Origin of the sequence: Janibacter cremeus, assembly GCF_013409205.1 — a bacterium.
In the GTDB taxonomy this organism is placed as follows: Bacteria; Actinomycetota; Actinomycetes; order Actinomycetales; family Dermatophilaceae; genus Janibacter; species Janibacter cremeus.
Genome location: NZ_JACCAE010000001.1, coordinates 1,513,279 through 1,538,279, shown reverse-complemented (window position 1 = coordinate 1,538,279; position 25,001 = coordinate 1,513,279). Strand labels below are relative to the sequence as shown.

The 25,001-nt window shown below is 70.4% G+C and carries 25 protein-coding genes; 16 read left to right on the top strand and 9 right to left on the bottom strand.

The features are described 5' to 3' along the window. Positions 1–38: 38 nt before the first annotated feature. Genes BJY20_RS07230 through BJY20_RS07215 form a run of 4 tightly spaced genes read right to left on the bottom strand, consistent with a single transcriptional unit; the run spans position 39 to position 3,890 of the window. Complete coding sequence (locus BJY20_RS07230) at positions 39–1,238, bottom strand: amidohydrolase (RefSeq protein ID WP_221935262.1); 1,200 nt, start codon at positions 1,236–1,238, stop codon at positions 39–41. Next, entirely contained in the window at positions 1,238–2,008 is a 771-nt protein-coding gene (locus tag BJY20_RS07225; protein ID WP_221935261.1) for an amino acid ABC transporter ATP-binding protein, read from the bottom strand. Before BJY20_RS07225 ends, BJY20_RS07230 begins: the two co-directional genes overlap by 1 nt. Further along, entirely contained in the window at positions 2,005–2,970 is a 966-nt protein-coding gene (locus tag BJY20_RS07220) for an amino acid ABC transporter permease (RefSeq protein ID WP_185990906.1), read from the bottom strand. The genes BJY20_RS07225 and BJY20_RS07220 overlap by 4 nt, the downstream gene beginning before the upstream one ends. 5 nt (positions 2,971–2,975) lie before the next feature. Then, entirely contained in the window at positions 2,976–3,890 is a 915-nt protein-coding gene (locus BJY20_RS07215) for an ABC transporter substrate-binding protein (protein ID WP_185990905.1), read from the bottom strand. A 124-nt stretch (positions 3,891–4,014) separates the two neighbouring features. Between BJY20_RS07215 and BJY20_RS07210 the strand changes: the two genes are divergently transcribed. Further along, positions 4,015–5,085: an Lrp/AsnC family transcriptional regulator gene (locus tag BJY20_RS07210; RefSeq protein ID WP_185990904.1), complete on the top strand. Its 1,071-nt coding sequence runs from the start codon at positions 4,015–4,017 to the stop codon at positions 5,083–5,085. 8 nt (positions 5,086–5,093) lie between these two features. On the opposite strand, the gene BJY20_RS07205 is transcribed toward BJY20_RS07210, so the two are convergent. Further along, positions 5,094–5,351 carry a hypothetical protein gene (locus tag BJY20_RS07205; protein WP_185990903.1) on the bottom strand — a complete coding sequence of 86 codons (258 nt, stop codon included), beginning with the start codon at positions 5,349–5,351 and terminating at the stop codon, positions 5,094–5,096. A 27-nt stretch (positions 5,352–5,378) separates the two neighbouring features. Next, on the bottom strand, positions 5,379–6,023 hold the full coding sequence (locus BJY20_RS07200; RefSeq protein WP_185990902.1) for an Ltp family lipoprotein: 645 nt from the start codon (positions 6,021–6,023) through the stop codon (positions 5,379–5,381). Between the two features lie 140 nt (positions 6,024–6,163). Here BJY20_RS07200 and BJY20_RS07195 point away from each other — a divergent pair, with 140 nt between their 5' ends. The 3 genes from BJY20_RS07195 (at position 6,164) to nagB (ending at position 8,929) form a co-directional block, all read left to right on the top strand. After that, positions 6,164–7,423: a sensor histidine kinase gene (locus BJY20_RS07195; RefSeq protein ID WP_185990901.1), complete on the top strand. Its 1,260-nt coding sequence runs from the start codon at positions 6,164–6,166 to the stop codon at positions 7,421–7,423. Beyond that, on the top strand, positions 7,420–8,085 hold the full coding sequence (locus BJY20_RS07190; protein WP_185990900.1) for a response regulator: 666 nt from the start codon (positions 7,420–7,422) through the stop codon (positions 8,083–8,085). Before BJY20_RS07195 ends, BJY20_RS07190 begins: the two co-directional genes overlap by 4 nt. A 73-nt stretch (positions 8,086–8,158) precedes the next feature. Then, positions 8,159–8,929 (top strand): glucosamine-6-phosphate deaminase, encoded by a 771-nt coding sequence (nagB, locus tag BJY20_RS07185; RefSeq protein ID WP_185990899.1) that lies wholly within the window; start codon positions 8,159–8,161, stop codon positions 8,927–8,929. Between the two features lie 7 nt (positions 8,930–8,936). On the opposite strand, the gene BJY20_RS07180 is transcribed toward nagB, so the two are convergent. Further along, the gene (locus tag BJY20_RS07180) at positions 8,937–9,644 is read right to left on the bottom strand and encodes a FadR/GntR family transcriptional regulator (RefSeq protein WP_185990898.1); all 708 of its coding nucleotides are present in this window, start codon (positions 9,642–9,644) and stop codon (positions 8,937–8,939) included. 141 nt (positions 9,645–9,785) lie between these two features. On the opposite strand from BJY20_RS07180, the gene BJY20_RS07175 reads away from it, so the two are divergent. Both BJY20_RS07175 and BJY20_RS07170 read left to right on the top strand, forming a co-directional pair. Then, positions 9,786–11,204: a GntP family permease gene (locus tag BJY20_RS07175; RefSeq protein ID WP_185990897.1), complete on the top strand. Its 1,419-nt coding sequence runs from the start codon at positions 9,786–9,788 to the stop codon at positions 11,202–11,204. A 1-nt stretch (position 11,205) separates the two neighbouring features. Beyond that, positions 11,206–11,724 carry a gluconokinase gene (locus tag BJY20_RS07170; protein WP_185990896.1) on the top strand — a complete coding sequence of 173 codons (519 nt, stop codon included), beginning with the start codon at positions 11,206–11,208 and terminating at the stop codon, positions 11,722–11,724. Between the two features lie 98 nt (positions 11,725–11,822). Here the strand turns inward: BJY20_RS07170 and BJY20_RS07165 are convergent, their stop codons facing one another. Next, positions 11,823–12,959 carry a diacylglycerol kinase family protein gene (locus BJY20_RS07165; protein ID WP_221935260.1) on the bottom strand — a complete coding sequence of 379 codons (1,137 nt, stop codon included), beginning with the start codon at positions 12,957–12,959 and terminating at the stop codon, positions 11,823–11,825. Positions 12,960–13,057: 98 nt separating this feature from the next. Between BJY20_RS07165 and serS the strand changes: the two genes are divergently transcribed. Together serS and BJY20_RS07155 are read left to right on the top strand one after the other, a co-directional pair. Further along, positions 13,058–14,398, top strand: coding sequence for a serine--tRNA ligase (serS, locus tag BJY20_RS07160; RefSeq protein ID WP_185990895.1), 1,341 nt, complete (start codon positions 13,058–13,060; stop codon positions 14,396–14,398). Between the two features lie 125 nt (positions 14,399–14,523). Beyond that, positions 14,524–17,256: an AAA family ATPase gene (locus BJY20_RS07155; RefSeq protein ID WP_185990894.1), complete on the top strand. Its 2,733-nt coding sequence runs from the start codon at positions 14,524–14,526 to the stop codon at positions 17,254–17,256. Between the two features lie 21 nt (positions 17,257–17,277). Here the strand turns inward: BJY20_RS07155 and BJY20_RS07150 are convergent, their stop codons facing one another. After that, positions 17,278–17,925 carry a DedA family protein gene (locus BJY20_RS07150; RefSeq protein ID WP_185990893.1) on the bottom strand — a complete coding sequence of 216 codons (648 nt, stop codon included), beginning with the start codon at positions 17,923–17,925 and terminating at the stop codon, positions 17,278–17,280. Positions 17,926–18,018: 93 nt separating this feature from the next. Between BJY20_RS07150 and BJY20_RS07145 the strand changes: the two genes are divergently transcribed. The 8 genes from BJY20_RS07145 (at position 18,019) to BJY20_RS07110 (ending at position 24,982) form a co-directional block, all read left to right on the top strand. After that, positions 18,019–18,651 (top strand): TrmH family RNA methyltransferase, encoded by a 633-nt coding sequence (locus tag BJY20_RS07145; protein ID WP_185990892.1) that lies wholly within the window; start codon positions 18,019–18,021, stop codon positions 18,649–18,651. 58 nt (positions 18,652–18,709) lie between these two features. Further along, positions 18,710–19,330 (top strand): LysE family transporter, encoded by a 621-nt coding sequence (locus BJY20_RS07140; protein WP_185990891.1) that lies wholly within the window; start codon positions 18,710–18,712, stop codon positions 19,328–19,330. Between the two features lie 34 nt (positions 19,331–19,364). Further along, entirely contained in the window at positions 19,365–20,564 is a 1,200-nt protein-coding gene (locus tag BJY20_RS07135; RefSeq protein ID WP_185990890.1) for a pyridoxal phosphate-dependent aminotransferase, read from the top strand. 193 nt (positions 20,565–20,757) lie between these two features. After that, entirely contained in the window at positions 20,758–21,792 is a 1,035-nt protein-coding gene (gene fbaA, locus BJY20_RS07130) for a class II fructose-bisphosphate aldolase (protein ID WP_185990889.1), read from the top strand. Beyond that, positions 21,789–22,193 (top strand): DUF3151 domain-containing protein, encoded by a 405-nt coding sequence (locus BJY20_RS07125; RefSeq protein ID WP_185990888.1) that lies wholly within the window; start codon positions 21,789–21,791, stop codon positions 22,191–22,193. The genes fbaA and BJY20_RS07125 overlap by 4 nt, the downstream gene beginning before the upstream one ends. Before the next feature lie 256 nt (positions 22,194–22,449). Then, a complete protein-coding gene (locus tag BJY20_RS07120) occupies positions 22,450–23,244 on the top strand; it encodes a helix-turn-helix transcriptional regulator (RefSeq protein WP_185990887.1) in 795 nt (264 codons plus the stop codon). A gap of 82 nt (positions 23,245–23,326) precedes the next feature. Next, on the top strand, positions 23,327–24,616 hold the full coding sequence (locus tag BJY20_RS07115; RefSeq protein WP_185990886.1) for an adenylosuccinate synthase: 1,290 nt from the start codon (positions 23,327–23,329) through the stop codon (positions 24,614–24,616). A 186-nt stretch (positions 24,617–24,802) separates the two neighbouring features. After that, positions 24,803–24,982, top strand: a complete 180-nt coding sequence (locus BJY20_RS07110; protein ID WP_185990885.1) for a DUF5302 domain-containing protein — start codon at positions 24,803–24,805, stop codon at positions 24,980–24,982. Positions 24,983–25,001: the final 19 nt, after the last annotated feature.

Sequence of the window (25,001 nt, the reverse complement as noted above, 5' to 3'; positions counted from 1 at the left end):
AGCCCAGCTTGGCTCGGACCTTGGTTCGTCCAGCGTCATCACCGCGCTGACAGGTCCTCCAGGAGGCGCCGCCTCTGCTGCGGATCCGTGGCCAGTGCCACGCCGACACCTGCGAGCGCGACTGCGCCGTCGGTGATGGCCCGGTCTGCCGACGGCGAGCAGCCGTGATCTGCGAACGAGGCGGTGTGCGGCGTGGACCCCTGCGTCTCGTAGCCGATCGTCGGGTGGACCGAAGGCAGCACGTGGGAGACGTTGCCCATGTCCGTCGAGGCCGTGGTGGTGCCGGTTGCGTCGAAGGGATCGCGGCCCAGGCGTCGAGCAGCTGCCGCGTAGGCGTGGGACATGTACTCGTCCTGGCGCAGCTCGGCGAAGTCCTTGCCGTGTGGCGTGACCTCCAGCTCTGCCCCGGTGGCAACGGCCCCTGCCTCGAGGCACGCTCGGACTCGCGACTGCACCTCGCGGAGCTGCTCCAGTGTGGGCGCCCGAACCTCGAGCTGGGCACGGGACAGGTCGGGGATGACGTTCACCGGACCGCCACCCTCGGTGATGGACAACGACACCACACTTCCGGGGGGCAACTGCTGACGGAGCATTCCGATTGCCGTGTACGAGAGCGTCATTGCGTCGAGGGCGTTGATACCCCGCCAGGGTGCCGCCGCAGCGTGTGACGGCCGGCCGTGGAAGGAGACGTCCCAGCAGCTGAGCGCCAGGGAGGTCGCCCCGAAGGTGTCCCGCGGGTGGGCATGGGCCATCGCAGCCGCGGCGACGTCGTCGAAGATGCCGGCCTCCAGCAGGTAGACCTTGCCCCCTTCGCCCTCCTCGCCGGGGGTGCCGATGAGACGCACGGTCAGATCCAGATCGTCGGCCACCTCGGCAAGCGCAATCGCTGCCCCCACCGCGGCGGCTCCGTTGACGTTGTGACCGCAGGCGTGGCCCATCCCGGGCAGCGCGTCGTACTCGGCGCAGAAGGCGATGACCAGCTCACCTGTGCCCTTCGTGGCGGAGATGGCGGTGGGCAGTCCGCCGACTCCCACGTCGACGTCGAAGCCCGCTGCCGCCATGAGCTCAGCGACCTTGGCGCAGGAGCGGTGCTCCTGCATGGCCAGCTCCGGCTCGGCGTGCAGGCTGTGGCTGAGAGCGACCAGCCGTTCACGCCAGTCGGTCGCGGAGGCGTGGAGCCTCTCCTCAAGGTCAGGGGTGGTCACGGTCATGCCGGGCGCTGGTGACGAAGTGCTCATCACAGCACCTGGGACAGGAAGGCGCGGGTGCGATCCTGCTGTGGATCGGCGATGATCTCGCGCGGGTCGCCGGCCTCGACGATGACGCCGTCGTCCATGAAGACCAGCTTGTCGCCGACCTCGCGGGCGAAACCGATCTCGTGGGTGACAACGATCATCGTGATGCCGGAGGCGGCGAGCTGCTTCATCACGTCGAGCACCTCGCCCACCAGCTCCGGGTCGAGCGCGGACGTGGGCTCGTCGAAGAGCATGAGCTGTGGCTCCATGGCGAGTGCCCGGGCGATCGCCACCCGTTGCTGCTGTCCTCCGGACAGCTGCGCGGGATAGGCCCCGAACTTGTCGGCCAGCCCCACTCGCCTCAGCAGCGCCTGCGCCTCGTTGATGGCAGTTTCCTTCTTCTTCCTGCGCACGAGGACGACGGCCTCGATGACGTTTTCCAGGGCGGTCTTGTGCGGGAAGAGGTTGAAGTCCTGGAAGACCATCCCGATGCCTGCTCGCTGCTTGAGGACCTCCTTCTCGCGCAGCTCGTGGAGCCTCCCGCGGTGCTCCCGGTAGCCGATCAGTTCATCGCCGACGTAGATGCGTCCGGCATTGATCTTCTCCAGGTGGTTGATGCACCTCAGGAAGGTCGACTTCCCGGACCCGGACGGCCCGACCAGACAGGTGACCTCGCCGGCGCGGACCTCGAGGGAGATGCCCTTGAGCACTTCGACCGTGCCGTATGACTTGTGGACGCTCTCGGCCCGCATCAGGGGAGTGGCCGTGCTCATGCGTTGCTCCTGGTGTGTCGCGAACGGGAGGGAATGGGCAGGGCCTGAAGGAGGGCCTGCTTCGCGGAGATGCGTTCTCCGCGGGAGAAGCCCCGCGAGAATCGACGCTCGAGGAAGGACTGACCGATCGTCAGCAGAGTGGTCACCACGAGGTACCAGATGCTGACGACGATGAGCAGTGGGATGACCTCGTAGGTCTGGCTGTAGATCGTCTGGGCCGAGTAGAGCAGCTCAGACATCGCGATGACCGAGACGACCGCGGTCATCTTGAGCATGGTGATCAGCTGGTTGCCGGTCGGCGGCACGATCACGCGCATCGCCTGGGGCAGCACGATGCGTCGCATGGTCTGTCGGCGGCTCAGGCCGAGTGCTGCCGCGGCCTGGCTCTGGCCGGTACCGACGGACAGGATGCCCGACCGCACGATCTCGGCCATGTAGGCGCCCTCGTTGAGTCCGAGCCCCAGGATGGCGGCGACGAAGGGCGTGATGAGGACATTGACGTCCACCAGCCAGAGGTCCGGACCGAAGGGGATCCCGAGAGTCAACTCCGGATACAGGGCCGCCAAGTTGTACCAGAAGATCAGCTGCACGAGCACGGGTGTTCCTCGGAAGAAGCCGAGGTACAGCCAGGAGAAGACGCGTGCTGCCGGGACGTCGGACAGCCGCATCACCGCCATGAGCACTCCGAGGACGATGCCGATGGCCATGCCGATCGCCGTGAGCTCGATGGTCACCACGAGGCCCTGGAGGATGGGTGCCGCGAAGAGGTAGTTGCCGACGACGTCCCACTGGTATCGCTCATTGACACTCACGGAGTAGGCCAATGAGACGGCGACGGCCAGGCACGCCGCTGTCACCAGCCAGCGCACGGGGCGGCGTACCGGGATCGCCTCGATCGGTGTCACCGACTGTGGTGGTGGTTCATCGCGTACGTGGCTGGAGACATCAGAGACAGAGGTCATGGTGATCAGTCGCTTCCCGCATTGATCATGGCCTTGTCCACCATGCCGTCCTCGAGGCCGTACTCCGCCATCAGATCGGCGTACGTGCCGTCATCGATCACGGCCTGCAGGCCCGCCTCCACGGCATCGCGAAGCTCCTGGCTCTCCTTGTCGAAGACCATCAAGGCGGGCTTGCCCGGGACGCCATCGTTGATCGTGACGAACTTCCCCTTGTTGGCCTCAACCATGTTGGCGCCGTTGACGTTGTTGGTCATCACGTAGTCGATCCGGCCGGATGTCATGCCCAGCGCCGCCTGTTGCACCGAGGCGAAGTTGTGAACATCGATGGGCTTGTCGTCGGCCTTCTTGCAGTCGGCGTTGAGCACCTCGATCCGGTCGGCCTGGATGGTGCCCGTCTGGATGCCGACCGACTCCCCGCACAGGTGGCTGTCATCCGACTTGTCCGCCATCTCGTCGCCGTCCTTCATGACGATGACGCCCAGACCCATGAAGTAGTCGACGAAGTCGACCTGCTCCTGTCGTTCGGGTGTATCGGTCATGGCTGACATCGCCATGTCGTAGCGACCGGAGGTCAGGCCCGGGATGATCGAGTCGAAGCTCGCCTTGGTGAACTGCACGTCGATGTCGAGCTTCTCGCCGATCGCGTTGAGCAGGTCGGGGTCGAGGCCGACGATGTTCTCCTGGGCGTCGAGTTCCTCGAAGGGCGGGTAGGTGGGGTCGGTGCCCACGGTGATCACGCCCTTGGACCGGATGTCCTCCGGGACGAGATCGGTCAGATCCGACCCGCTGTTCGTGTCGGAGGGCGAGGTGTTCTCGGCTGCGGTGTCGACCGATGAGACGGCACCGCAGGCGCTGACCGCCAACGACGCGCTCAACGCGACGCCGACGATGGACAGGGTGCGGGGGGTGCGGACAGGCATCATTGGCTGCTCCATCGAAGTGGTGGGGCCGGCGAGGGTCCGGCCAGGTGGTCGTTCTGAAAGTATGGGTACTCACGCCTATTGGTCTGGAATTCATCGAAATCGAATGTTGAGAGGTGGCTGAATGACCACATCGAAACCGATAGACGAATTCGGTCTTGGGCTGATCCACGCTCTGCAGTTGCGACCACGGGCGGAGTGGGCGGAGCTCGCTCGACCTCTGGGGGTGAGCGCGGCCACGGTCGCCAAGCACTGGAAGTCGTTGCGGGAGCGCGGTCTGGCCTGGGTGGGCGTGGGGCCCGGCCGGAACCTGTTGAGGGACGGTGGTGTCGGCTTCGTGCTGCTGAGATGTCGGGCAGGCGACCAGGAGGCCCTCGCGCGCAGGCTGATTGACGAGCCCACGGTGGCGACCCTGGACACGACGATGGGCAGCACTCACCTTCTCCTGGACGTGCTCACGCCGGACATCAGTCACCTTCGTGAATACGTCGGGGAGCGTCTCCCGGGGTTGCCGGGAGTGGAGCAGGTGACGTCCATGGTCAACACGTCCGTCTATGCGGGTGGGACCCGATGGCGGGTGGGTTCCCTCGACTCCGAGCAGGTCACCCGCTTGAGCGCTCCCACCTCGGAGCGTGTCGGCCGGGCCGAACGGCACCGACTCGACGGACTGGACCGCCGGATCATCGGTGAGCTCACGCTGGACGGGCGGATCAGCTTGGCGCAGCTGGCTGTCCGGTGCGGGACCACGGCTCCCACGGCCAAGCGACGCATCGGCTGGCTGGTCGCCTCGCAGACGATCAGCCTGCGTTGTGAGATGGCGACGCAGATGGCTCGGCCGATGATCTCGGTGACCTATCTCTTCCGGGTGCCGACGGCACAGCTGGATCGGGTGGGTGACTTCCTCACGTCCTTGGGATCGTGTCGGCTGGCCGCAGCGGTCACAGGCTCGTACAACCTGCTGTCGACGATGTGGTTGGCCAACGTGGCCGAGATCCGTCAGCTGGAGAATCTGGTGGTCAACCAGTTCCCGGACGTCATCGTGGGTGAGACCATTGTGCACATCGCCTCCCGCAAGCGGATCGGTCACGTCCTCGATCATGACAACCGCTCGGTGGGGATCGTCCCCCTGGCTGCGTGGGACGCCAGTGGGGTGACCAAGTCCAGACGGGTTGCCGTCGCTGGTCAGCCCGACTGACGAGAGGCTCAGTCGGCGGGTGCCATCTCGACGCCTGTGGACTCGATGACCCGCAGTAGTGGCCGGTAGTGCGCGATGACGGCCGCCCGGTAGGCCTCGACGTCCCCCGCCTCGAGCTGGTCGAGCATGTGGGCGTGGGCCTCGACGGCGTGGTCGATGTCCACGGCCCTCGGGTTCTCCAGCCGGAGTACCACCTCGGTGTGCACCTGCCACAGGGCTGGTGACCGACCGGGTCGGGGCAGCACGAAGGGGGTGGCCGCAGCCACCCCCTTCGCTCCTCCCCCCGGAGGTCTCTACAGGCCGACCTGGTCGGCTGCGTGCTCGGCCTGCTCCTTCGTGTACCCGTCACCGGCGTCCGAGGTCAGCTGCTCGATCAGGCCCGAGCGGGAGAAGGCCATGAGGTCCAGGTAGCTCTCCGCGGCCTTGACGGCCTGCTCGTTCCAGTCGACGTCCGACTCGATGTGCTCCACGGCGAACTGCGCCACGTCCTTGGGGTAGCCATCGCCCGCCGACGAGGAGAGCTGGTCGACCAAGCCCTGCTTGGAGAAGGGCATGAACTCCAGGTAGTCCTGCGCTGAGCGGACCGCGTTCTCCTGCTCGGTGGTCATCTCCGGCTCGGCCTCGGGCTCGTCCTCGGCCGGTGCCTCCTGCGGCTCTTCCGCTGCCTCCTCGGCGGGAGTCTCCTCGGTGGCCGCCTCGCTCTCCGGCGTGCTCTGCGAGGTCTTCGGTGCTTGTGCGGACTCGGTGCTCGCGCTGGTGGACGAGTCGTCGCCGCCCATACCGAGGGCGCCGGCGCCGCAGCACACGAGGACGACCACGAAAACGATCCCGAGCACGAGCGACAGGACCTTGTGCCGGGCGAACCAGCTCTGCCGGACCTCGGGGACGGGCGGGTTGGTGGGCTGCCACTGGGGCGGCTGCGGGGGCTGCTGGCTCATGTTCGTCTCTCCTGCGTCGTCGTTCGGTGTCACCGCAGATACAACCGCTCGGCGAGGGTGGTCGGCCTCGACCGAACGGTTGGACCTCGATGACCAAAGGGAGGAGCCGGCTGTCCCCGGACGGCCATACGATGCGGGCCATGGACCTGACGGACAGGGCGAAGGGGTGGGCCCGCGCCACGTGGTGGCGCTCGGTGCTGTGGACCCTCGCCGCTCTTGGCAGCGTCACCTTTGCCGTAGATGCCGGGGAGGCCCGTGCCGACCGCGAGGCCGGCAGGGTCCCCGATGCGGTCTCCGGCGACTGGTGGGTCCTCCTGTGGATCCTCGGCCTCGCACTCATCGTCCTGCTCTGGTGGCGCCGTCGCTGGCCGTGGCAGATCGCAGCCGTCGCCTCGGTCGCGACGCTCCTGACCCCGCTCGACCCGCTCGTGGCCCTGGTGGCGCTGCTGCAGGTGTGGATCCGGTGCAGCTGGCGCACTGTTGCCGCGAGCACCGCCTTGGTCGCCGCCGCGACCTTCGCCGCCACGTGGCGGGACACCCGCGGGACGTCCTCGCACGGATCCTTCTGGTGGATCTGGTTCTCCAGCGAGGAGGGCGCTGTCATGGGCGCCTTCGAGTGGTGGGCGCCGGTGATCATCACCGTCGTCGTCATGGTGGCCTTCGTCGGGATCGGATGGCTGCGGCGAGAGCTGTCGCAGAGCCAGGCGTCGGAGGAGGGTCATCGGGTGGTCGCGGCCGAGCTGACCGGCGAGGTCGCCCGTCAGGCGGAGCGTGAGCGCATCGCCCGCGAGGTCCACGACGTGATCGGCCACCGGCTGTCCCTGCTCTCGATCCATGCCGGCGCGCTCGAGGCCCAGACCCGAGACCGGGACGACCGGCTGTCCGGGTCGGCCACCCTCGTGCGGGAGTCCGCAGCCCAGACCTCTGCCGACCTGCGTTCGCTGCTGGAGGTGCTGCGCCGCCCCGACGACCCGGACCTGGCCGAGGCCGTCCCCGGCCTGGACGCGATCCCGGCCCTGGTGGACGAGACCATCGCCCACGGCATGCACCTCGTGGCCACCGTGATGATCGACGGCGCCGCGACTCTCGACCCGGCACTCGGCCAGACCGCCTACCGCGTGGTCCAGGAGCTGCTGACCAACGCCCGCCGCCACGCCCCGGGGGCCGGGGTCCGGCTGGTCGTACAGGCCCGTCCCGACCACGGGGTGACCATCGAGGCCGCCAACCACAGCCGCCACGTCGCCCCCCTGGTCAAGGGCAACGGCCTCATCGGCCTGGACGAGCGGGTCACCGCGGCGGGCGGCGAGGCGCACGTGCACGTCGATGACGAAGGCGTGCTGCGCACGGCGGTGCGGCTGCCGTGGCGCTTCACCACGGCGACCGAAGGGACCACACCATGACCGACACCCCCATCCGGGTTCTCCTCGTCGACGACGACCCGCTGCTGCGCTCCGGGTTGCGGCTGATGCTCGAGGCGTCCCCGGACCTGCTCGTCGTCGCCGACGTCGGCTCCGGGGAGGAGGCCGTACCGGCGATCCACGCCCATCGACCCGACGTCGTGCTCCTCGACTACCGGATGGGCGAGCTCGACGGCATCAGCACCACCCGGGAGATCCGGCGACTCGACCCGTCCCCCAAGGTCGTGCTGCTGACCACCTGGGACCTGGACGATCTGCCGCTGAAGGCCGTGCAGGCCGGCGCCAACGGCTTCCTGCTCAAGACGGCCGGCCCGGACGAGATCACCCGGGCCGTGCGGGACGCGGCTGCGGGCCACGCCCCCTTCTCCCCGCAGTCGGCGCAGCACGTGGTCACCCACGTGCGCAATGGCGACGCGGGTGGGCGTCGCGAGCAGGCGGCCCGGCTGGTCGCGGCACTCAGCGAGCGGGAGCGCGAGATCTGTGTCCGGCTCGCCGACGGGGCGACGACGGCGATGGCGGCGGCCCAGCTGCACCTCGCCGAGTCGACGATCAAGACGCATCTGCGTAGTGCCGAGACCAAGCTCGGCGTGGGCTCCCGCGCGCAGCTGGCCGTCATCATCGAGCGGGCCGGTCTGCTGGGCTGATCGGACGAGGGCTGCGCCGACACGGACGGGGCCCACGCCGATCACCGCCGGTGAGCAGCGCTAGGGTCCCCGGATGGAGATCATCATCTCGTCCGACCTCGAGCGGATCGCGATGCTGGGCGCCGACGCGGTCGCCGAGCACGTCCTCGCCGACCCGACAGCGGTGCTGGGTCTGGCCACGGGGTCCAGCCCCCTTCGGGTCTACCGGGAGCTGGGCCGGCGGGTTGCTGCCGGCGAGTTGAGCCTGCGCCGGTGCCGGGCCTTCCTCCTGGACGAGTACCTCGGGTTGCCCGCCGATCACCCCGAGTCGTACCGCGCGGTGATCGAGCGCGACTTCGTCCGGCTCGTCGACATCGACAGCGCCCACGTCGGCGGCCTCGACTGCAGCGCCGCGGACGCCCGGTCGAGCTGTGCCGCCTACGAGGAACGCATCGCTGCTGCCGGTGGCATCGACGTGCAGATCCTCGGCGTCGGGGGCAACGGCCACATCGCCTTCAACGAGCCCGGTTCCCCCGCCGCATCCCGCACCCGCGAGGCGGCGCTGACCGAGCAGACCCGACGTGACAACGCCCGGTTCTTCGGCGGCGACGTCGATGCCGTGCCGCAGCACTGCCTCACCCAGGGGATCGGCACGATCCTCGAGGCGAAGCACCTGGTCCTCATCGCCACGGGTGAGCACAAGGCGCAGGCCGTCCGCGAGCTCGTCGAGGGGAGGGTCAACGCCGAGTGCCCGGTGACGGCACTGCAGCAGCACCCGCACGTCACCGTTCTGCTCGATGGCGCGGCGGCATCACTTCTGCGGTCGCAGGACCACGACCTCGCAGCGCAGCCGTCCCAGCGCTGACGGGCGGTCAGTCCCCGGCCAGCTCGTCCATCGCCTGCTGCGCCTCGGAGACGATGAGTCGCATCGTCTCCTCCGCGAGCTCGGCCCGGCCGTCGGCGACGGCGGCGGCGACCTCGACGTGCCAGTCGATGGCCCGCTGCGCAGGGACCTCGGGCATCAGGTCATGGTCGGTGCGCCCGCGCAGCGCCTCCTCGACGAAGGGGGCGAAGCTGACCAGCAGAGTGTTGCCGGAGGCGGCCAGCAGGCCGCGGTGGAAGTCGATGTCGTGCGCCAGGTAGGCCTGCAGGTCGCCTCTGGGACCGGTGTCGACCATGCCCTGCGCGGCGTCCCGCAACTGCCGCACCTCGTCCTCGCCGGCGCGCTCTGCGGCCAACCGAGCGGCCTGTGGCTCGATGCCTCGGCGCAGCTCGCTGACCTCGCGCAGCTGCTCCAGGCGCTGCGGGCCCTCGAGGCGCCAGTGGATGATGAGCGGGCTCAGCGCCTCCCACGCGCTCTCCGGCCGGAACGTCACGCCGACGCGGCGGCGGGAGGTGACCACCCCGACCGACTCGAGGACCTTGACGACTTCGCGAACGACCGTGCGGGAGACCGTGTAGCGCTCCTCGATCTGCTCCATCGACAGCACGTCGCCCGGGACGATTCGAGCGTGGGTGAGATCGGACCCGACCCGGGCCAGCACGCTGTGGTGCAACCCGCCGGTGCGCTCATTCCCCATGCCGCGGATTGTGGCAGAGCCCAGGGCGGCCGCCAATGCTGGGCGGCGTTGGCCGGGTCACACCTTGTCAATTAAGCATACCTTTGCCACGATATGGCGTCACCGGCCGGAATCGGCCGCCCCGCCCACGAAGGACCACTGATGCTTCTCGTCGCGGATGCAGCCCCGGAGCCGGCCTACGGCTCGGGCGTCCTGCTCGCCATCGCCGCTGCTGCCGTCGCCCTCCTGCTGCTGCTGATCGTCCGCTTGCGGATCCACGCCTTCGTGGCGCTGGTCCTCGTCAGCTTCCTGACCGCGCTCGCGACGAAGATCGCTCCGGGCGACATCGTGACGGTGATGACCGACGGCTTCGGCTCGACACTCGCCTCGGTCGCGCTGCTCGTCGGTCTCGGCGCGATGATCGGCCGGCTGCTCGAGGTGACCGGCGGCGCGCAGGTTCTGGCTGACACCCTCATCGGGCGCTTCGGCGAGGACCGGGCCCCACTCGCCCTGGGTGTCGCCTCCCTGCTCTTCGGCTTCCCGATCTTCTTCGACGCCGGCCTCGTCGTCATGCTGCCGATCATCTTCAGCGTGGCCCGACGATTCGGCGGGTCCGTGATCCGCTATGCCTTCCCGGCCGCCGGTGCCTTCGCCGTGATGCACGCCTTTGTGCCGCCCCACCCCGGGCCGGTCGCCGCCGCCGACCTCGTGGGCGCGAACATCGGCCTGCTGCTCTTCGTCGGCCTGCTCGTGGGCCTGCCGACCTGGTACCTGGCGTCCTACCTCTACGGCGTGTGGGCCGGCAGCCGGTACATGGTCGACGTCCCGGACTTCCTCTCCGGCGCGGACGGGCCCACCGAGGGTGCACCTGCCCAGGACCGCCCCGACGTCAACCTGCCCTCCTTCGGCCTCGTGCTCACCGTCCTGCTGCTGCCGATGCTGCTGATCTTCATCGACACCGGGCTGAACACCCTGGCCACGACCGGCACGGTCGACGGCGACGCGACCTGGGTCGCTGCGCTCCAGGTCATCGGCAAGACACCGATCGCGCTGCTGATCACCACCCTCGTCGCGACCGTCGTCCTCGGCTGGCCCCGGCGCTCCAGAGCCGACGTCGAGACGATCTTCAACGACTCCCTCGCCCCCGTCTGCGCGATCATCCTCATCACCGGTGCCGGTGGCATGTTCGGTGGCGTGCTGCGCGCCAGCGGCATCGGCGAGGCCCTTGCCGGCACGCTCCAGGAGACGGGGTTGCCGGTCATCGTCGCGGCCTTCGCCGTCTCGGCGATCCTGCGCGTGGCCCAGGGCAGCGCGACCGTCGCCCTGACGACGACCGCCGGGCTGATGGCGCCGACGATCGCGGCTACCTCGGGGCTGAGCCCGATGGACCTCACGCTCGTCGTCATCGCGATCGCCGGTGGCGCGACCGTCCTGTCGCACGTCAACGACTCGGGCTTCTGGCTCGTCGGTCGCTTCCTCGGCATGGACGAGAAGACCACCCTGAAGACGTGGACCGTCATGGAGACCCTCATCGGTACCATCGGCTTCGTGCTCGCCTTCCTGCTCAGTCTGGTGTTCTGAGATGACGACGCACGTCGTCGTCATGGGCGTCTCCGGCAGCGGCAAGTCGACCGTCGCCGAGGGGGTCGCCGAGCGGCTGGGCTGGACCTTCGCGGAGGCGGACGAGTTCCACCCGCAGTCCAACATCGACAAGATGGCCCGTGGCATCCCGCTGGACGATCGGGACCGTGCCCCGTGGCTGCGGGACCTCGGTGGGTGGATGGCCGAGCACGCTGCCGCCGAGGACGACACCGTCATCACCTGCTCCGCCCTCAAGCGCTCCTATCGTGACGTGCTGCGCCGGGACGTCGCCGCGCTCGCGGGCGGGCACCGCGTGGTCTTCGTGCACGTCCACGGACCCTTCGAGGTCATCGCCGGCCGGATGGAGGGCCGCCGCGGTCACTTCATGCCCGAGTCGCTGCTGCAGTCGCAGTTCGACACGCTCGAGGACCTCGAGCCCGACGAGCACGGCTTCGTGCTCGACGTACGCCACTCACCGCAGGAGCTGGTCACCGAGGCGGTCGAGCGCATCCTCCCCTGACCGGTCCGTGCCCAAAAGGGACTCCCGGCGCAGATCCGCCTGATCCTTCGGGGGCCCGGTCGCCGGGAGTCCCTCTGGGGCACACGATCCCCGGCTGCTCAGGCTGCTCGGTCGGCGCCGGCGACGCGGACGATGACCGCCTGCTTGTCGACAGTCAGGCGCATGCGGCTGGCCTCGCCGATGACGTCGCCGTCGACCTGGACCGAGCGCGGCTCGTCGACGTCGACGGTGTAGGTCGTGCCCGAGGTGCGGATGAGCTCGGCAGCGTCCTTGCGGGAGCGGCCGATGACGCGCACCGCGACTGAGCCCCAGCCGAAGATGGTCTTCGGTGCCACGACGACCGCGTCGAGCCGGCCGTCGTCGTACGCGGCATCGGGCAGGAGCTGCAGACCACCCTGGAGGGTGCCGCAGTTGCCGACGAGGATCGTGCGGGCGTGCACCTCGGGCTGCTCCCGACCCTCGATGCTCCAGCGCACGCGGAACCGCTTGACGAAGAGCTTGCGGCCCCCGGTGACGAAGTAGGCGCTCCAGCCGACCCTGTTCTTCAGCTCCTCGCTCGTGCCGCCCATGATCTCCGCATCGAGCCCCATCCCGGCCATGACGAGGAAGGGGTGGCGCACCACGGGTGGACCCTCGACCGGGTCCTCGGCCTGGCCCTTGTCCTGCGTCGACGGCTCCTCGACCGGGTCGAGCTCGAGCCAGCCGACGTCGATCGGCTTGTTGCGCCCGCTGCAGGCGACCTTGAGTGCCTCCGTGAGGTCGCCGAAGGGGATGTCGAGGTTGCGGGCCAGCAGATTGCCGGTGCCGCGGGGCAGCAGCCCCATCGGGGTCCGGGTACCCGCCAGGGCGACGGCCACGGCTCGGATGGTGCCGTCACCGCCGAGGGGGCAGACGACGTCGACGCCTTCCTCGATGGCCTGTCGGGTCTGGCCGGTGCCCGGGTCGTCGATCGTGGTCTCGATGAAGAGCGGCTCGTTCCAGCCGAGATCCCGGCTGGCAGCGGTCAGCTCCAGCTGCACGGCGGCGACGTCATCGAACTTCGTCGGGTTGATGATGATCCCTGCCCGTCGGGGTGCCCGCTTCTCTCCCTTGCGCCGAAAGGTGCTGCGCTCCGGGCGCGACGGGACGCCACGCCCGCGACGCACACCCGAGCCCATGAGCACGAGGGCGACGGAGACGCCGATGAGCAGGAGGCTCAGGGCCACGACGAAGGCCAGCAGGGTCCAATCAGACACGGCGGTGACGCTACCGCAGGGTTGCCCCCCGGGTCGGGAGGGACGAGGTGGCTGCGGCGGGCGCGGCCCCGGTCGCCATCGCCGATACCCTGCGAGGTGTGATCGACCTCAAGTTCCTGCGCGACCAGCCCGACACCGTCCGAGCGAGCCAGCGTGCCCGCGGTGAGGACCCGTCCCTCGTCGACTCCGCCCTGACCGCCGACGAGCAGCGCCGCGCGGCGATCGGGGTCTTCGAGTCCGCCCGCGCGGAGCAGAAGGCCGCGAGCAAGGAGCTCGGCCCCGTCATGGGTCGGTTGACCAAGCTGCGCAAGAGCGACTCGGACAGCGCAGACAGCGCCGACCTCTCTGCCCTGGAGACCCAGGCGAGCGACCTGCGGGAGAAGGGCGCGGCGATGTCGGCCCGCGTCAAGGAGCTGGAGGCGGCAGCCGAGGCGGCGAAGGCGGAGCTGGACACCTCCCTTCGCTCCATCGGCAATGTCATCCAGCCGGGCGTCCCCGCGGGCGGCGAGGACGACTTCGACCTCGTCGAGGAGGTCGGAACCGCACGCGACTTCGCGGCGGAGGGCTTCGAGCCCAAGGACCACCTCGAGCTCGGCGAGCTGCTCGGGGCGATCGACATGGAGCGTGGGGCGAAGGTCAGCGGCAGCCGCTTCTACTACCTCACGGGGATCGGTGCGCGCCTGGAGTGGGCGCTGACTGGCCTGGCGCAGCAGATCGCCGTGGCGGAGGGCTTCACCCCCCTCGTCGTGCCGAACCTCGTGCGCACCGAGACCATGGCCGGCGCCGGCTTCCTCGACGCCCACGACGACGAGGTCTACCGGCTGCCCGCCGACGACCTCTACCTCACCGGGACCTCCGAAGTGGCCCTCGCCGGGTTCCACGCCGACGAGATCCTCGACCTCACCGACGGCCCGCTGCGCTACACCGCGACGTCGACCTGCTACCGGCGGGAGGCCGGCAGCTACGGCAAGGACACCCGCGGCATCTTCCGCGTGCACCAGTTCCAGAAGACCGAGATGTTCGTCTTCTGCCGGCCCGAGGACGCGGTGGCCGAGCACGAGAACCTGCTGCGCATCGAGCGCCGGGTCCTCGACGCCCTCGAGCTGCCCTACCGGATCATCGACGTCGCCGCGGGGGACCTCGGCGGGCCCGCGAGCCGCAAGTACGACTGCGAGGCGTGGGTGCCGACGCAGCAGAAGTACCGCGAGCTGACCTCGACGAGCAACTGCACGACCTTCCAGGCGCGCCGGCTGGACATCCGCGAGCGCGACCCGCAGGGATCGGGCACGCGGACGCTCGCCACGCTCAACGGCACCGCGATCACGAGCACCCGCCCGATCGTCGCCCTGCTGGAGAACCACCAGCAGGCCGACGGGTCCGTGCGCGTGCCCGAGGCGCTGCGCCCCTTCCTCGGCATGGAGGTCATCTCGCCGCGCTGACCGCGTCGCCCCGCCGTCGCGACGGCATCCGGTGGCACGACGAAGGGGTCCCAGCCTCCCGCGTTCATGTTGCCGGGTTACGTTTGGGACACGACATCGAGCAGGAGGGTGCATTGAATCTGGCTGTGCGGCATCTTCCGGCGGGCACCAACGACCCGGTCGGTCGTACTCGCCTCATCGCGTCGGTGACGGCCCGCGTCCTGGAGGGTCAGGCCGTGGCCGTCCACGGCCCCCGGGGCATGGGACGCAGCACCTTCCTCGCGGCGGTCGCCGCCGGTGTCCCGCACGCGATCAGCGTGCGGATGCAGCGGCGGGGCGTGCCGGGCAACGGCGTCTCGCTCATCGCCGCCGGGTTCCCGCAGGCCACTCTCGATGAGCTCCCCGAGCGGATGCGTTCCCTCCTGCTCGACCCCCGCTCGCTGCCCGCCCACGACCCCCGGGAGCGCTTGGGGGATGCCCTCACTGAGCTGCTCACCGCCCAGGCCGCCGCTGCCCCCTTCGTCCTGGTCATCGACGACGCCCAGCACATCGACGCCCTGAGCCTCGCCGCGCTGCGGACGGCAGCCTCCCGTTCCTTGGGCCCCGGCACCTTCGGCGCCCTCGCCGCGGTCGGCCCGGCAGAGATCGACCCCGCGACCGGCCACCCGCGCACCGTCGCCGCGCGCGAGCTGTCCTTGCTGCACGTGGACCTGCTGCCCTTCGCCGCGGCCGACACCGTCGAGCTGCTCGCTGCCGAGGGCGTGCCCACCGACACCGCCCTGTGGGCGCACCGGGAGTCCGGCGGCAACCCCGGCCTGGCCCGCGACATCGCCGCAGCCGTCGACGGCCTGACTCCCGAGCTGGCTGCCCGCGAGCTGGGCAGCCTCGCGCGCGAGCGCGTCCACGAGCTGAGCGCGCCGGTCCGTCAGACCCTGCGGCGAGTCGCGGCGATGCACCAGCCGACGACCGCGACGCTGCGACGCCTCGGCGGCGAGACCGCCGCGGAGAGCATCCGGGCAGCGCGCGCGCTGGGCCTGGTCGTCACCGAGGACGAGTACCTGCGGCTCACCCCTGAGGTCCTCGGTGACGTCCTGCTCGAGTCCGTCGACAGCGACGAGCTGATCGCACTGCACCGCGAGCTCGCGGCACACGCCGACAGCGAGGGTCTGACCCGCTACCACCTCGCCCTCGCCGGTGACACCGGGACGACCCCCGCCGACCTCGCCACCGCGGCCACCGGGTGCGCATCGAGGGGCGAGCACGACCTCGCCGCCCAGCTGTACCTCCTCGCCGCGGACGCCGGAACCCCGGAGCGGGACGAGTGGCTCACCCTCAGCCTCGAGAACGCCGTCATCGGCAAGGAGACGCGCGTACTGCACCGCGCCACCCGGGCCGCCGCCGACCTGACCGAGCCCAGCCTGTCCGTGCGCGCCAAGCTCGCCCTCGTCGAGCTCGGGGACCCGGCCCCGGACGAGGTCCTCGTCGCCGCCCTGCACGAGTCCCGCGCGGACCCGACCCTGCAGGCCCGGGTCCTCCTCCAACGGGCCCGCCTCCTCCTGGGCAGTCAGGACCTGCGGGCGGCACTGGACGTCGCCGGGCGCGCGGTGGAGCTGGCGCGCCGCGCGGGACGCACCGACCTGGAGGTCGACGCCCTGACCGTCGGGGCGGCAGCCGGGCGCACCCTCGGTGACCCGGACGCCCTGCGGCTGATCAAGCGGGCCGCCGAGATCGCGGGCGACCCGAGGCCCGGCCAGGTGCACACCTCGGCGCGTTACGTCGCTGCACGCTTCTCCCTGCACGACGACGACCTGCGCCGTGCCAGAGCAGCCTTCGGCGACATGCTCACCGATGTCGGCCCGGACGCCGGCCTCGACACCGTCCACGTCCTGCGCTCCCTCGTCGAGGTCGTCGCCCGGCAGGGACGCGGCCGCGAGGCGCTCGAGCTCGCCGGCCGGGCCACGCGGGCGGCCACGCACTTCGACACCCCGATGGCGACCACGTGGTTCATCGAGGCGATCGCCGAGAGCGTCGGCGGTACCTTCGAGCGCACCCGGACCGTCAGCGCCCGCGGCGTCGACCTCGCGCGCAGCGAGCGCGACCAGCGCTACCTGCGCCGCCACCTGGGCTATCTCGGCCTCGCACTGCTGCACCTCGACGACCCCGAGGGGGCCGTCGCCGCCCATCGGGAGCTGCGCCGCATCGACGCCGACTCCGGGATCAGGGACCTGACCTCGGTCCGGTGGCACACCGACGCCGTGATGGCCCTGGTGGCCATCGGTGCGACGGACGAGGCCGAGGGACTCCTCGCCGAGGTGCGGGCCGCCCTCGAGGACGGGCTGGGCGCGCCCGGTGTCGCTGCCGCCGCTGACCGGGCCGCTGCCGAGATCGCCGCCGCCCGTGGCGACCTGGACACTGCACGCACCCTGGCCGCGCGCTCGATCGCGGCAGCCGAGGAGTGCCGGCTGCCCATCGAGCTGGCCCGCTCCCTGGTCACCCTGGCGCACATCGAGCGCCGTGCCCGCCGGGGTGGCCGCAGCCGCGAGGCCGCCGCCCGCGCCCGTGAGGTGCTGCGGCCGCTGCACGCGGTGCCCTGGGCCGAGTGGGTCCAGATGCGCTTCCCCGAGGGCGCCGCGCTGCACACCCTCGAGATCGAGGAGCCGGACACCACGGACCCGCACACCACGCTCTCCATGCTCACCCTCACCGAGCAGCAGGTCGCCGGCCTGGTGGCCGAGGGCGCGAGCAACCGCGAGATCGCCCAACGTCTGCACCTGAGTGTCAAGACCGTCGAGGGCGGCCTGACGCGGATCTACCGCAAGACCGGGGTGCGCTCACGCACCCAGCTGGCCACGCTCGTCCTCGGCCACGGGCCCCGCTGACCGGATCCGCCCCCTTCGTCCTCAGTCCGTGTCGAGGTCGACGACGTCGTCCGGGTCCCGTTGGCGACGCATCGAGCGACGGGCCATCCACGCGACGGTGGCCAGCACGGCGATGATGATCAGGACGTAGACGACCTTGCTGATCGGGTCCATGTACTCCTCGACGAGGTGGTAGCGCCCCCCGAGCTGGTAGCCGATCCAGACGAAGAGCGAGTTCCACAGCAGCGACCCTGCCGTCGTGAAGCCGATGAAGGTCGTCATCGGCATGCGGTCGATCCCCGCTGGGATGGAGATGAGGCTGCGCACGCCCGGGATGAAGCGGCCGAAGAAGACCGCCTTGGGCCCGTGCTTGGTGAACCATGTGTCCGCCTTGTCCACGTCCGCGACGTCCACGAGCGGCATCTTCTTCGCGATCAGGCGCAGCCGGTCCAGACCCAGGGCGGCGCCGATGCCGTAGAGCACTATCGCGCCCAGGACCGAGCCCAGCGTCGCCCACAGGACCGCCTCGGCCGGTGAGTACCTGCCCTGCGAGGCGGTGAAGCCCGCGAGCGGCAGGATGACCTCGCTCGGGATCGGCGGGAAGACGTTCTCCATCAGGATCCCCAGCGCGATGCCGGGGCCCCCGATCCGCTCCATCAGGTCGAGGACCCACTCGACGATCGTGTTCATGAGGCCTTTCAGTGGCAGTGGCGTCTACGGTGGTGGCTCGTGGGCACCCCGGATGATCAGGACAAGGCTAAGGGTGCTCCCTCAGCGTCACCTGTGCGCCACGGTGTCGGCCCGTGGTCGGGGCGGTGGCCGGATGACCCACGACTCGACCCGGAGCTGCTGCGTGAGGGCGACCGGCGCAACGTGCAGGACCGGTACCGGTACTTCTCGCACGAGGCGATCACCGCCGATCTCGCCTCCCGGCGGCACGCCTTCCACGTCGCGATCGAGAACTGGGAGCACGACTTCAACATCGGCTCCGTCGTGCGCACCGCCAACGCGATGGGGGCGGCGGCATTCCACATCGTCGGCAAGCGGCGGTGGAACCGGCGCGGCGCCATGGTCACCGACCGCTACCAGGTCGAGCACCACCACCCGTGCGTCGCCGACCTCGTGGAGTGGGCCGCGACGGCGGGCGAAGGGGGGACCCCCCTTCGCCTGATCGGCATCGACAACGTCCCCGGCTCGCTGCCGATCGAGACCTACGACCTGCCGCGCGACTGCGTCCTGGTCTTCGGCCAGGAGGGCTCCGGGATCTCCCCGGAGATGCTCGCGGCCTGCGACGACGTGCTGGAGATCAGCCAGTTCGGCTCGACCCGGTCGATGAACGCCGGTGCGGCCGCGGCGATCGCGATGCACGCCTGGGTGCGGCGCCATCACTTCGGCCAGGGCGTGCGCGAGGGGTAGTCCCGGACCGGCCGAGAAGAGGGTGTCGGACCCGGCCCTGCGGCCGTACCATCGACGGGTGAGCCAGTACCTGACCTTCGTCGCGTTCGCGGCCGTCGTGGCCGTCGCGCCGGGACCCGACACCCTGCTGACCCTGCGCAGCTCGGTCGTGGGGGGCCGGGTCCGCGGCGCATGGACAGCCGTCGGGATCTGTGCGGCCGGTGTCGTGCAGGGTGTGCTCGCCGCCGCGGGTCTGGGAGGGGTCGTCGCGCACATCGAGCCGCTCTTCCAGACGATCCGCTGGGTGGGCGTCGCCTACCTGCTCTACCTCGGGGTCACCGCCCTGAGGTCGGCCTTCGCCAGCGAGGGTGCCTGGGCCGTGGGCGAGCTGAAGGGGCCGGTCGAGCGTCCGTGGCGGGCGCTCGCCACCGGATTCCTGTGCAACATCACCAACCCCAAGGTGCTGCTGTTCAACCTCGCGGTGCTGCCCCAGTTCCTCGCCGCGGGCGCCGGGACCGCCACCTTCATCGCCTACGCCCTCACGCTCACCGCCCTGGGCGCGGTCGTGCTCGTCGCGATCGTCCTGGCCGCCCAGCTCGCCCGCGGCGCGATCCAGCGGGTGCGGGTGCGTCGGGGGATCGACGGCGGCACCGGTACGGCGATGCTCGGCTTCGCCGGCGCGCTCGCGGCGGGCCACTGACCGAGCAGCTGGCGCAGGCTGCCACGATCGAGCCATGAGCCCCGCACCGTCCCGTCGTTCCGAGGTCGCCCCCTTCGAGGTCATGGACGTGCTCGCGCGCGTGGCGGCCATGCGCGCCGAGGGTCGTGACGTCATCTCGCTGTGCGCGGGTGAACCGAGCCAAGGCGCTCCGGCCGCCGTGCACGCAGCAGCCGCCCGGATCCACACCGAGCGCCGGCCGCTGGGCTACACGCCTGCGCTGGGGACCGCCCCCCTTCGCTCCGCCATCGCCGGGCACTACGCCCGCTGGTACGGCCTCGACCTGGACCCGGCGCAGGTGGCGGTGACGACGGGGTCGTCCGGCGGGTTCGTGCTGGCCTTCCTCGCCGCCTTCGACCACGGCGACCGCGTCGCGCTCGCCCGCCCCGGTTACCCGGCCTACCGCAACATCCTCGCCGGCCTGGGCTGCGAGGTCGTCGACCTGCCGACCGGCCCGGCCGAGCGCTACCAGCCGACCGTCGCCCAGCTGGAGGCGGCCCACACGCAGGCGCCGCTGGCCGGGCTCGTCCTCGCCTCCCCGGCCAACCCCACCGGCACGATGGTCGACCGTGGTGAGCTGACCGCGATCGCCGCCTGGTGCGCAGCTCACGACGTGCGCCTGGTCAGCGACGAGATCTACCACGGCGTCACCTACGCCGACCCCGACAACCCGGACGCGAAGGGGGTCTGCGCCCGTGAGGTCGACGAGCACGCCATCGTCGTCTCCTCCTTCAGCAAGTACTGGGGGATGACCGGGTGGCGCCTGGGCTGGCTGCTCGTGCCGCAGGACCTGCGGGCGGCAGTCGACGCGCTCGCCGGCAACATCGCGCTGTGCCCGCCGGCCGCGGCGCAGGAGGCGGCGGTCGAAGCCTTCACGCAGGAGACCTACGCGGAGTGCGAGGCGGCCCTCGTCGACTTCGCGAAGGCGCGCGAGGTGCTACTGGCCCGCGCGCCCGAGCTCGGCTGGGGCGCAGCGGCGCCCGCCGATGGAGCCTTCTACTACTGGGCCGATCTGGGGGACCAGCTCGCGGGCTTCACCGACGCCCGTGAGTACGCGGCCGCGCTCCTGGAGGCGACGGGGGTGGCGGTGACACCGGGCGCCGACTTCGACCCGGTCGATGGCCCCCACTGCGTGCGACTGTCGCTCGCCGCCGGGCCCGAGGCGATCGGTGAGGCGTTGGAGCGGATCATCGTCTGGCAGCGCTCGCGCCGGTGAACGGGGCCTCCGCCGTCGTGGCCGGCGGACCGGGAAGCCACCACTTGGCCGGGAAATCTGAGTCCGACCGCGTCGTGTCCCGGTCCAGGGCATCCTTCCCGGTCAGGGCCGGGGGAGTCGGCCCCATCGCCCGGGCCACCGATGATCTGCGAGGATCATCGACAAGACCACCCCAGTACGCCAGGAGGCCGTCATGCCCATCGCTACTCCCGACGTCTATCGGGACATGCTCGACCGCGCGAAGGCCGGGTCATTCGCCTACCCCGCGATCAACGTGACCTCGAGCCAGACGCTCAACGCCGCCATCCGCGGATTCGCCGAGGCCGGGAGCGATGGCATCGTCCAGGTCTCGACCGGTGGTGGTGAGTACCTCTCCGGCCCGACGATCAAGGACATGGTCACCGGCTCGCTCGCGCTCGCCGCATACGCGCAGGAGGTGGCGAAGAACTACGACGTCAACATCGCGCTGCACACCGACCACTGCCCCAAGGACAAGCTGGACGGCTTCGTGCGGCCGCTGCTCGCCGCAAGCAAGGAGCGTCGCGATGCCACCGGCCTGCCGATCTTCCAGTCGCACATGTGGGACGGCTCAGCCGTGGAGCTGCACGAGAACCTGTCCATCGCGCAGGAGCTGCTCGGGCTCGCCGCGGCGGCCGACATCATCCTCGAGGTCGAGATCGGTGTCGTCGGCGGCGAGGAGGACGGTGTCGCCAACGACATCAACGACAAGCTCTACACGACCCCCGGCGACACCCTGGACATGGTCGAGGCGCTCGGGCTCGGCGAGAAGGGCCGCTACATGGCCGCGCTGACCTTCGGCAACGTGCACGGCGTGTACAAGCCGGGCAACGTCAAGCTCCGCCCGGAGATCCTCAAGGAGTGCCAGGACGCGGTCACCGACAAGTACGGGAAGGACGGCGGTAGCCGTCCGCTCGACCTCGTCTTCCACGGTGGCTCGGGGTCGTCCCCGCAGGAGATCGCCGACGCGGTCGACTACGGCGTGGTGAAGATGAACGTCGACACCGACACCCAGTACGCCTTCACCCGTCCGGTCGCCGGCTGGATGCTGGAGAACTACACCGGAGTGCTGAAGATCGACGGCGAGGTCGGCAACAAGAAGCAGTACGACCCACGGGCCTGGGGCAAGGAGGCGGAGGCGTCGATGGCGGCCCGCGTCGTCGAGGCCTGCGAGAACCTGCGCTCCGCGGGGACGTCGGTGAAGGCATGATGGACAACCTGCTGAGCATCCCCGAGACCCTGCTCCCCGAGGACCCGGCCACGGCGCGGATCGACGCGGGCGAGGACCCCACGACCGTGGCGGCGGACCTGCCTTCGTCGTCCCTGCCGTGGGCCGTCCTGGCCGAGCGGTCGCTCGACGCCGGCCGCAGCATCGAGGGCTATGCCTACGCCCGCACCGGCTACCACCGCGGGCTGGACGCGCTGCGCCGTTCCGGGTGGAAGGGCCAGGGGCCGGTGCCCTGGTCGCACGAACCCAACCGCGGCTTCCTGCGGGCCCTGGCGGCCCTGTCCCAGGCGGCCGACGAGATCGAGGAGACCGAGGAGGAGCAGCGCTGCCGCACCCTCCTCGTCGACTCCTCGGCGGAGGCGGCCCGGGAGCTGCTCGGATAGCGACTCGACCCAAGGTGGTTGAGGTGTGCAGGCCGGCCGCGGCCGAAACCTCGAAACCACGACGAAGGGCGTCACGACCGTTGCTGGTCGTGACGCCCTTCGCCATCGGCCCGGTGTCCCGTGTCCGGAATGCGTAAGGGGGGCGCCGGTGACAGCTCCCCTGAAACCGTCGGCGGCGCCCCCGCGTAGGACCAGTATGCCGTACGTCACCCTCGAATTGAGGCATCGAATGGCCAGTGGCACTATCCTGCCAATCATGTCCTCTACGTCCGACTCCGACGAGCCACTGCGGCGTCTCGAGGCCCACCTCGCCGCGGACGCGGCCCGCGTGGAGGAGTCGCGTGGCCGACTCGCCGATATCGGTGATGCCCTGATGACCCTGCGGGCCCGCATGCACAACATCGACCTCGGTGACGACCCGGGAGTGCAGGTGCTCACCCCGGAGATGGCCGCTCCGATGATCGATCGCGTCGCAGGAGGGGTCGACCGGGTCGACAACGTCGTGCTCTCGATCGATGTCGGTGCGGGCACCGAGCACGTCAACGCCCGCAACGAGCTCACCCGCGCCGCCGACGGGCAGCGGCAACGCACGCTCGTCCATCCCGGCGTGCTCGAGACCGAGCTCGGGCGCAGCCGGCTCGCCGCCAGTCGGGAGGCCGGCCAGCGACAACGCGTCACCGACCGACTGGGGACGGAGTTCCTCGTCCTCGGCGAGGAGGCCGTGGTGACGCTCTCGGTCTGGGGCGATCCGCACTCGCCGTACGTCTTCATCCGCAACCCGGCCCTCGTGGGCTGCTTCGCCGCCTGGTTCGGCCTGCTCTGGGAGCAGGCCCCGGAGGTCGGGGCCCCGGTCGGTCGGTCCGACGAGGCGTTGGTGCGGATGCTCGCCCTCGGGACGAAGGACGAGGCGATCGCCCGCATCCTGCACGTCGGTCTGCGCACCGTGCGTCGACGGGTCGCGGCACTGATGGACCAGTACGGGGTGGACACCCGCTTCCAGCTGGGTGCTGCCCTCGAGCGCGACGGACGGCTCACCGGCGCCGATCGCTAGACTGTGCCGGTCAGCAGCCGCGGGGGCGCCCCGCGGCTCCGTGTTGTCGAGACCTGCTCGTGAGGGTGGGCGAGGAGGACCGATGCCGGCGATCGTGCTGATCGGGGCCCAGTGGGGCGACGAGGGCAAGGGCAAGGCCACCGACCTGATGGGCAGCGACGTCGACTACGTCGTGAAGTTCAACGGCGGCAACAACGCCGGGCACACCGTCGTCATCGACGGCGAGAAGTACGCCCTGCACCTGCTGCCATCGGGCATCCTCACCCCGACCGTCATCCCGGTCATCGGCAACGGGGTCGTCGTCGACCTCGAGATCCTCTTCGAGGAGCTCGAGGGGCTCGAAGCCCGGGGCGTCGACGTCTCCAAGCTGCGCCTGAGCGCCAACGCGCACCTCATCCCGCCGTACAACCGCACCCTGGACAAGGTCACCGAGCGCTTCCTGGGCAAGCGCAAGATCGGCACGACCGGTCGCGGTATCGGCCCGACCTACGCCGACAAGATGAACCGCGTGGGCATCCGCGTGCAGGACGTCTTCGACGAGGGGATCCTGCGGCAGAAGGTCGAGGCCGCGCTCTTCCTGAAGAACCAGGTGATGGCCAAGGTCTACAACACCCGCGCCTCGGACGTGGATGCCGTCGTCGAGGAGCTGCTCTCCTACGCCGACCGGCTGCGCCCGATGGTCGCCGACACCAGTCTCGAGCTGGAGCAGGCGCTCGACGCGGGCAAGAACGTCCTGCTCGAGGCCGGTCAGGCGACGCTGCTGGACGTCGACCACGGCACCTACCCCTTCGTCACCTCCTCCTCGGCCACCGCCGGCGGCGCGTGCACCGGCTCCGGCATCCCGCCGACCAGGGTCAGCCGCGTCATCGCGATCCTCAAGGCCTACGCCACCCGCGTCGGCGAGGGGCCCTTCCCCACCGAGCTCTTCGACGACGACGGAGAGTTCCTGCGCAGCACCGGGCACGAGTACGGCACGACGACCGGACGCCCACGCCGCACCGGCTGGCTCGACGCGGTCGTCGGGCGGTACGCGACCCGGATCAACGGGGTCACCGACTTCGTCATCACCAAGCTCGACGTCCTCACCGGTCTGGAGCGCGTGCCGATCTGCGTCGCCTACGAGATCGACGGCGAGCGGGTCGAGCAGATGCCGGTCAACCAGTCCGACGTGCACCACGCCCAGCCGATCTACGAGTACCTCGACGGCTGGTCGGAGGACATCACCGGCTGTCGCACCTTCGAGGAGCTGCCGGCCAACGCCCGGGCCTACATCCTGCGCGCCGAGGAGCTCATCGGCGCCCGGGTCTCGGCGATCGGCGTCGGTCCCGGCCGCGAGGAGATCATCCAGCGTCACCCGCTCCTGGACGCCTGAACCGGGGTGTGGCCCCGGTCGCCTGGGTGGAGGTATCCACGCGCGCTCGAGTACGCGGGGATACCTCCACCGGCCGAAGGGGGGAGCGGTGCCGCCGGATAATCCGTTGCCGGGCCCCCTTCGCGCTGCAATGGTGGGTGCAGGCACCGCAGCAGCGATGCCGACCGGCGACGAAGGGAGGTCCCCATGGGCACGCATGAGAGCGCACCCGAGGACATGAAGGCGAAGTTCCGGGAGGCGCTGGAGAAGAAGCAGTCGCACGGCGGAGCAGATGTCTCGCCCCACGGCGCCCGAGGCAAGGTCGGCGGCGCACACGACGCCGAGACCAGTGGCGCCCAGCAGATGTTTCGTCGCAAGAGCGGCTGACCCACTCTCCCGAGCGGAC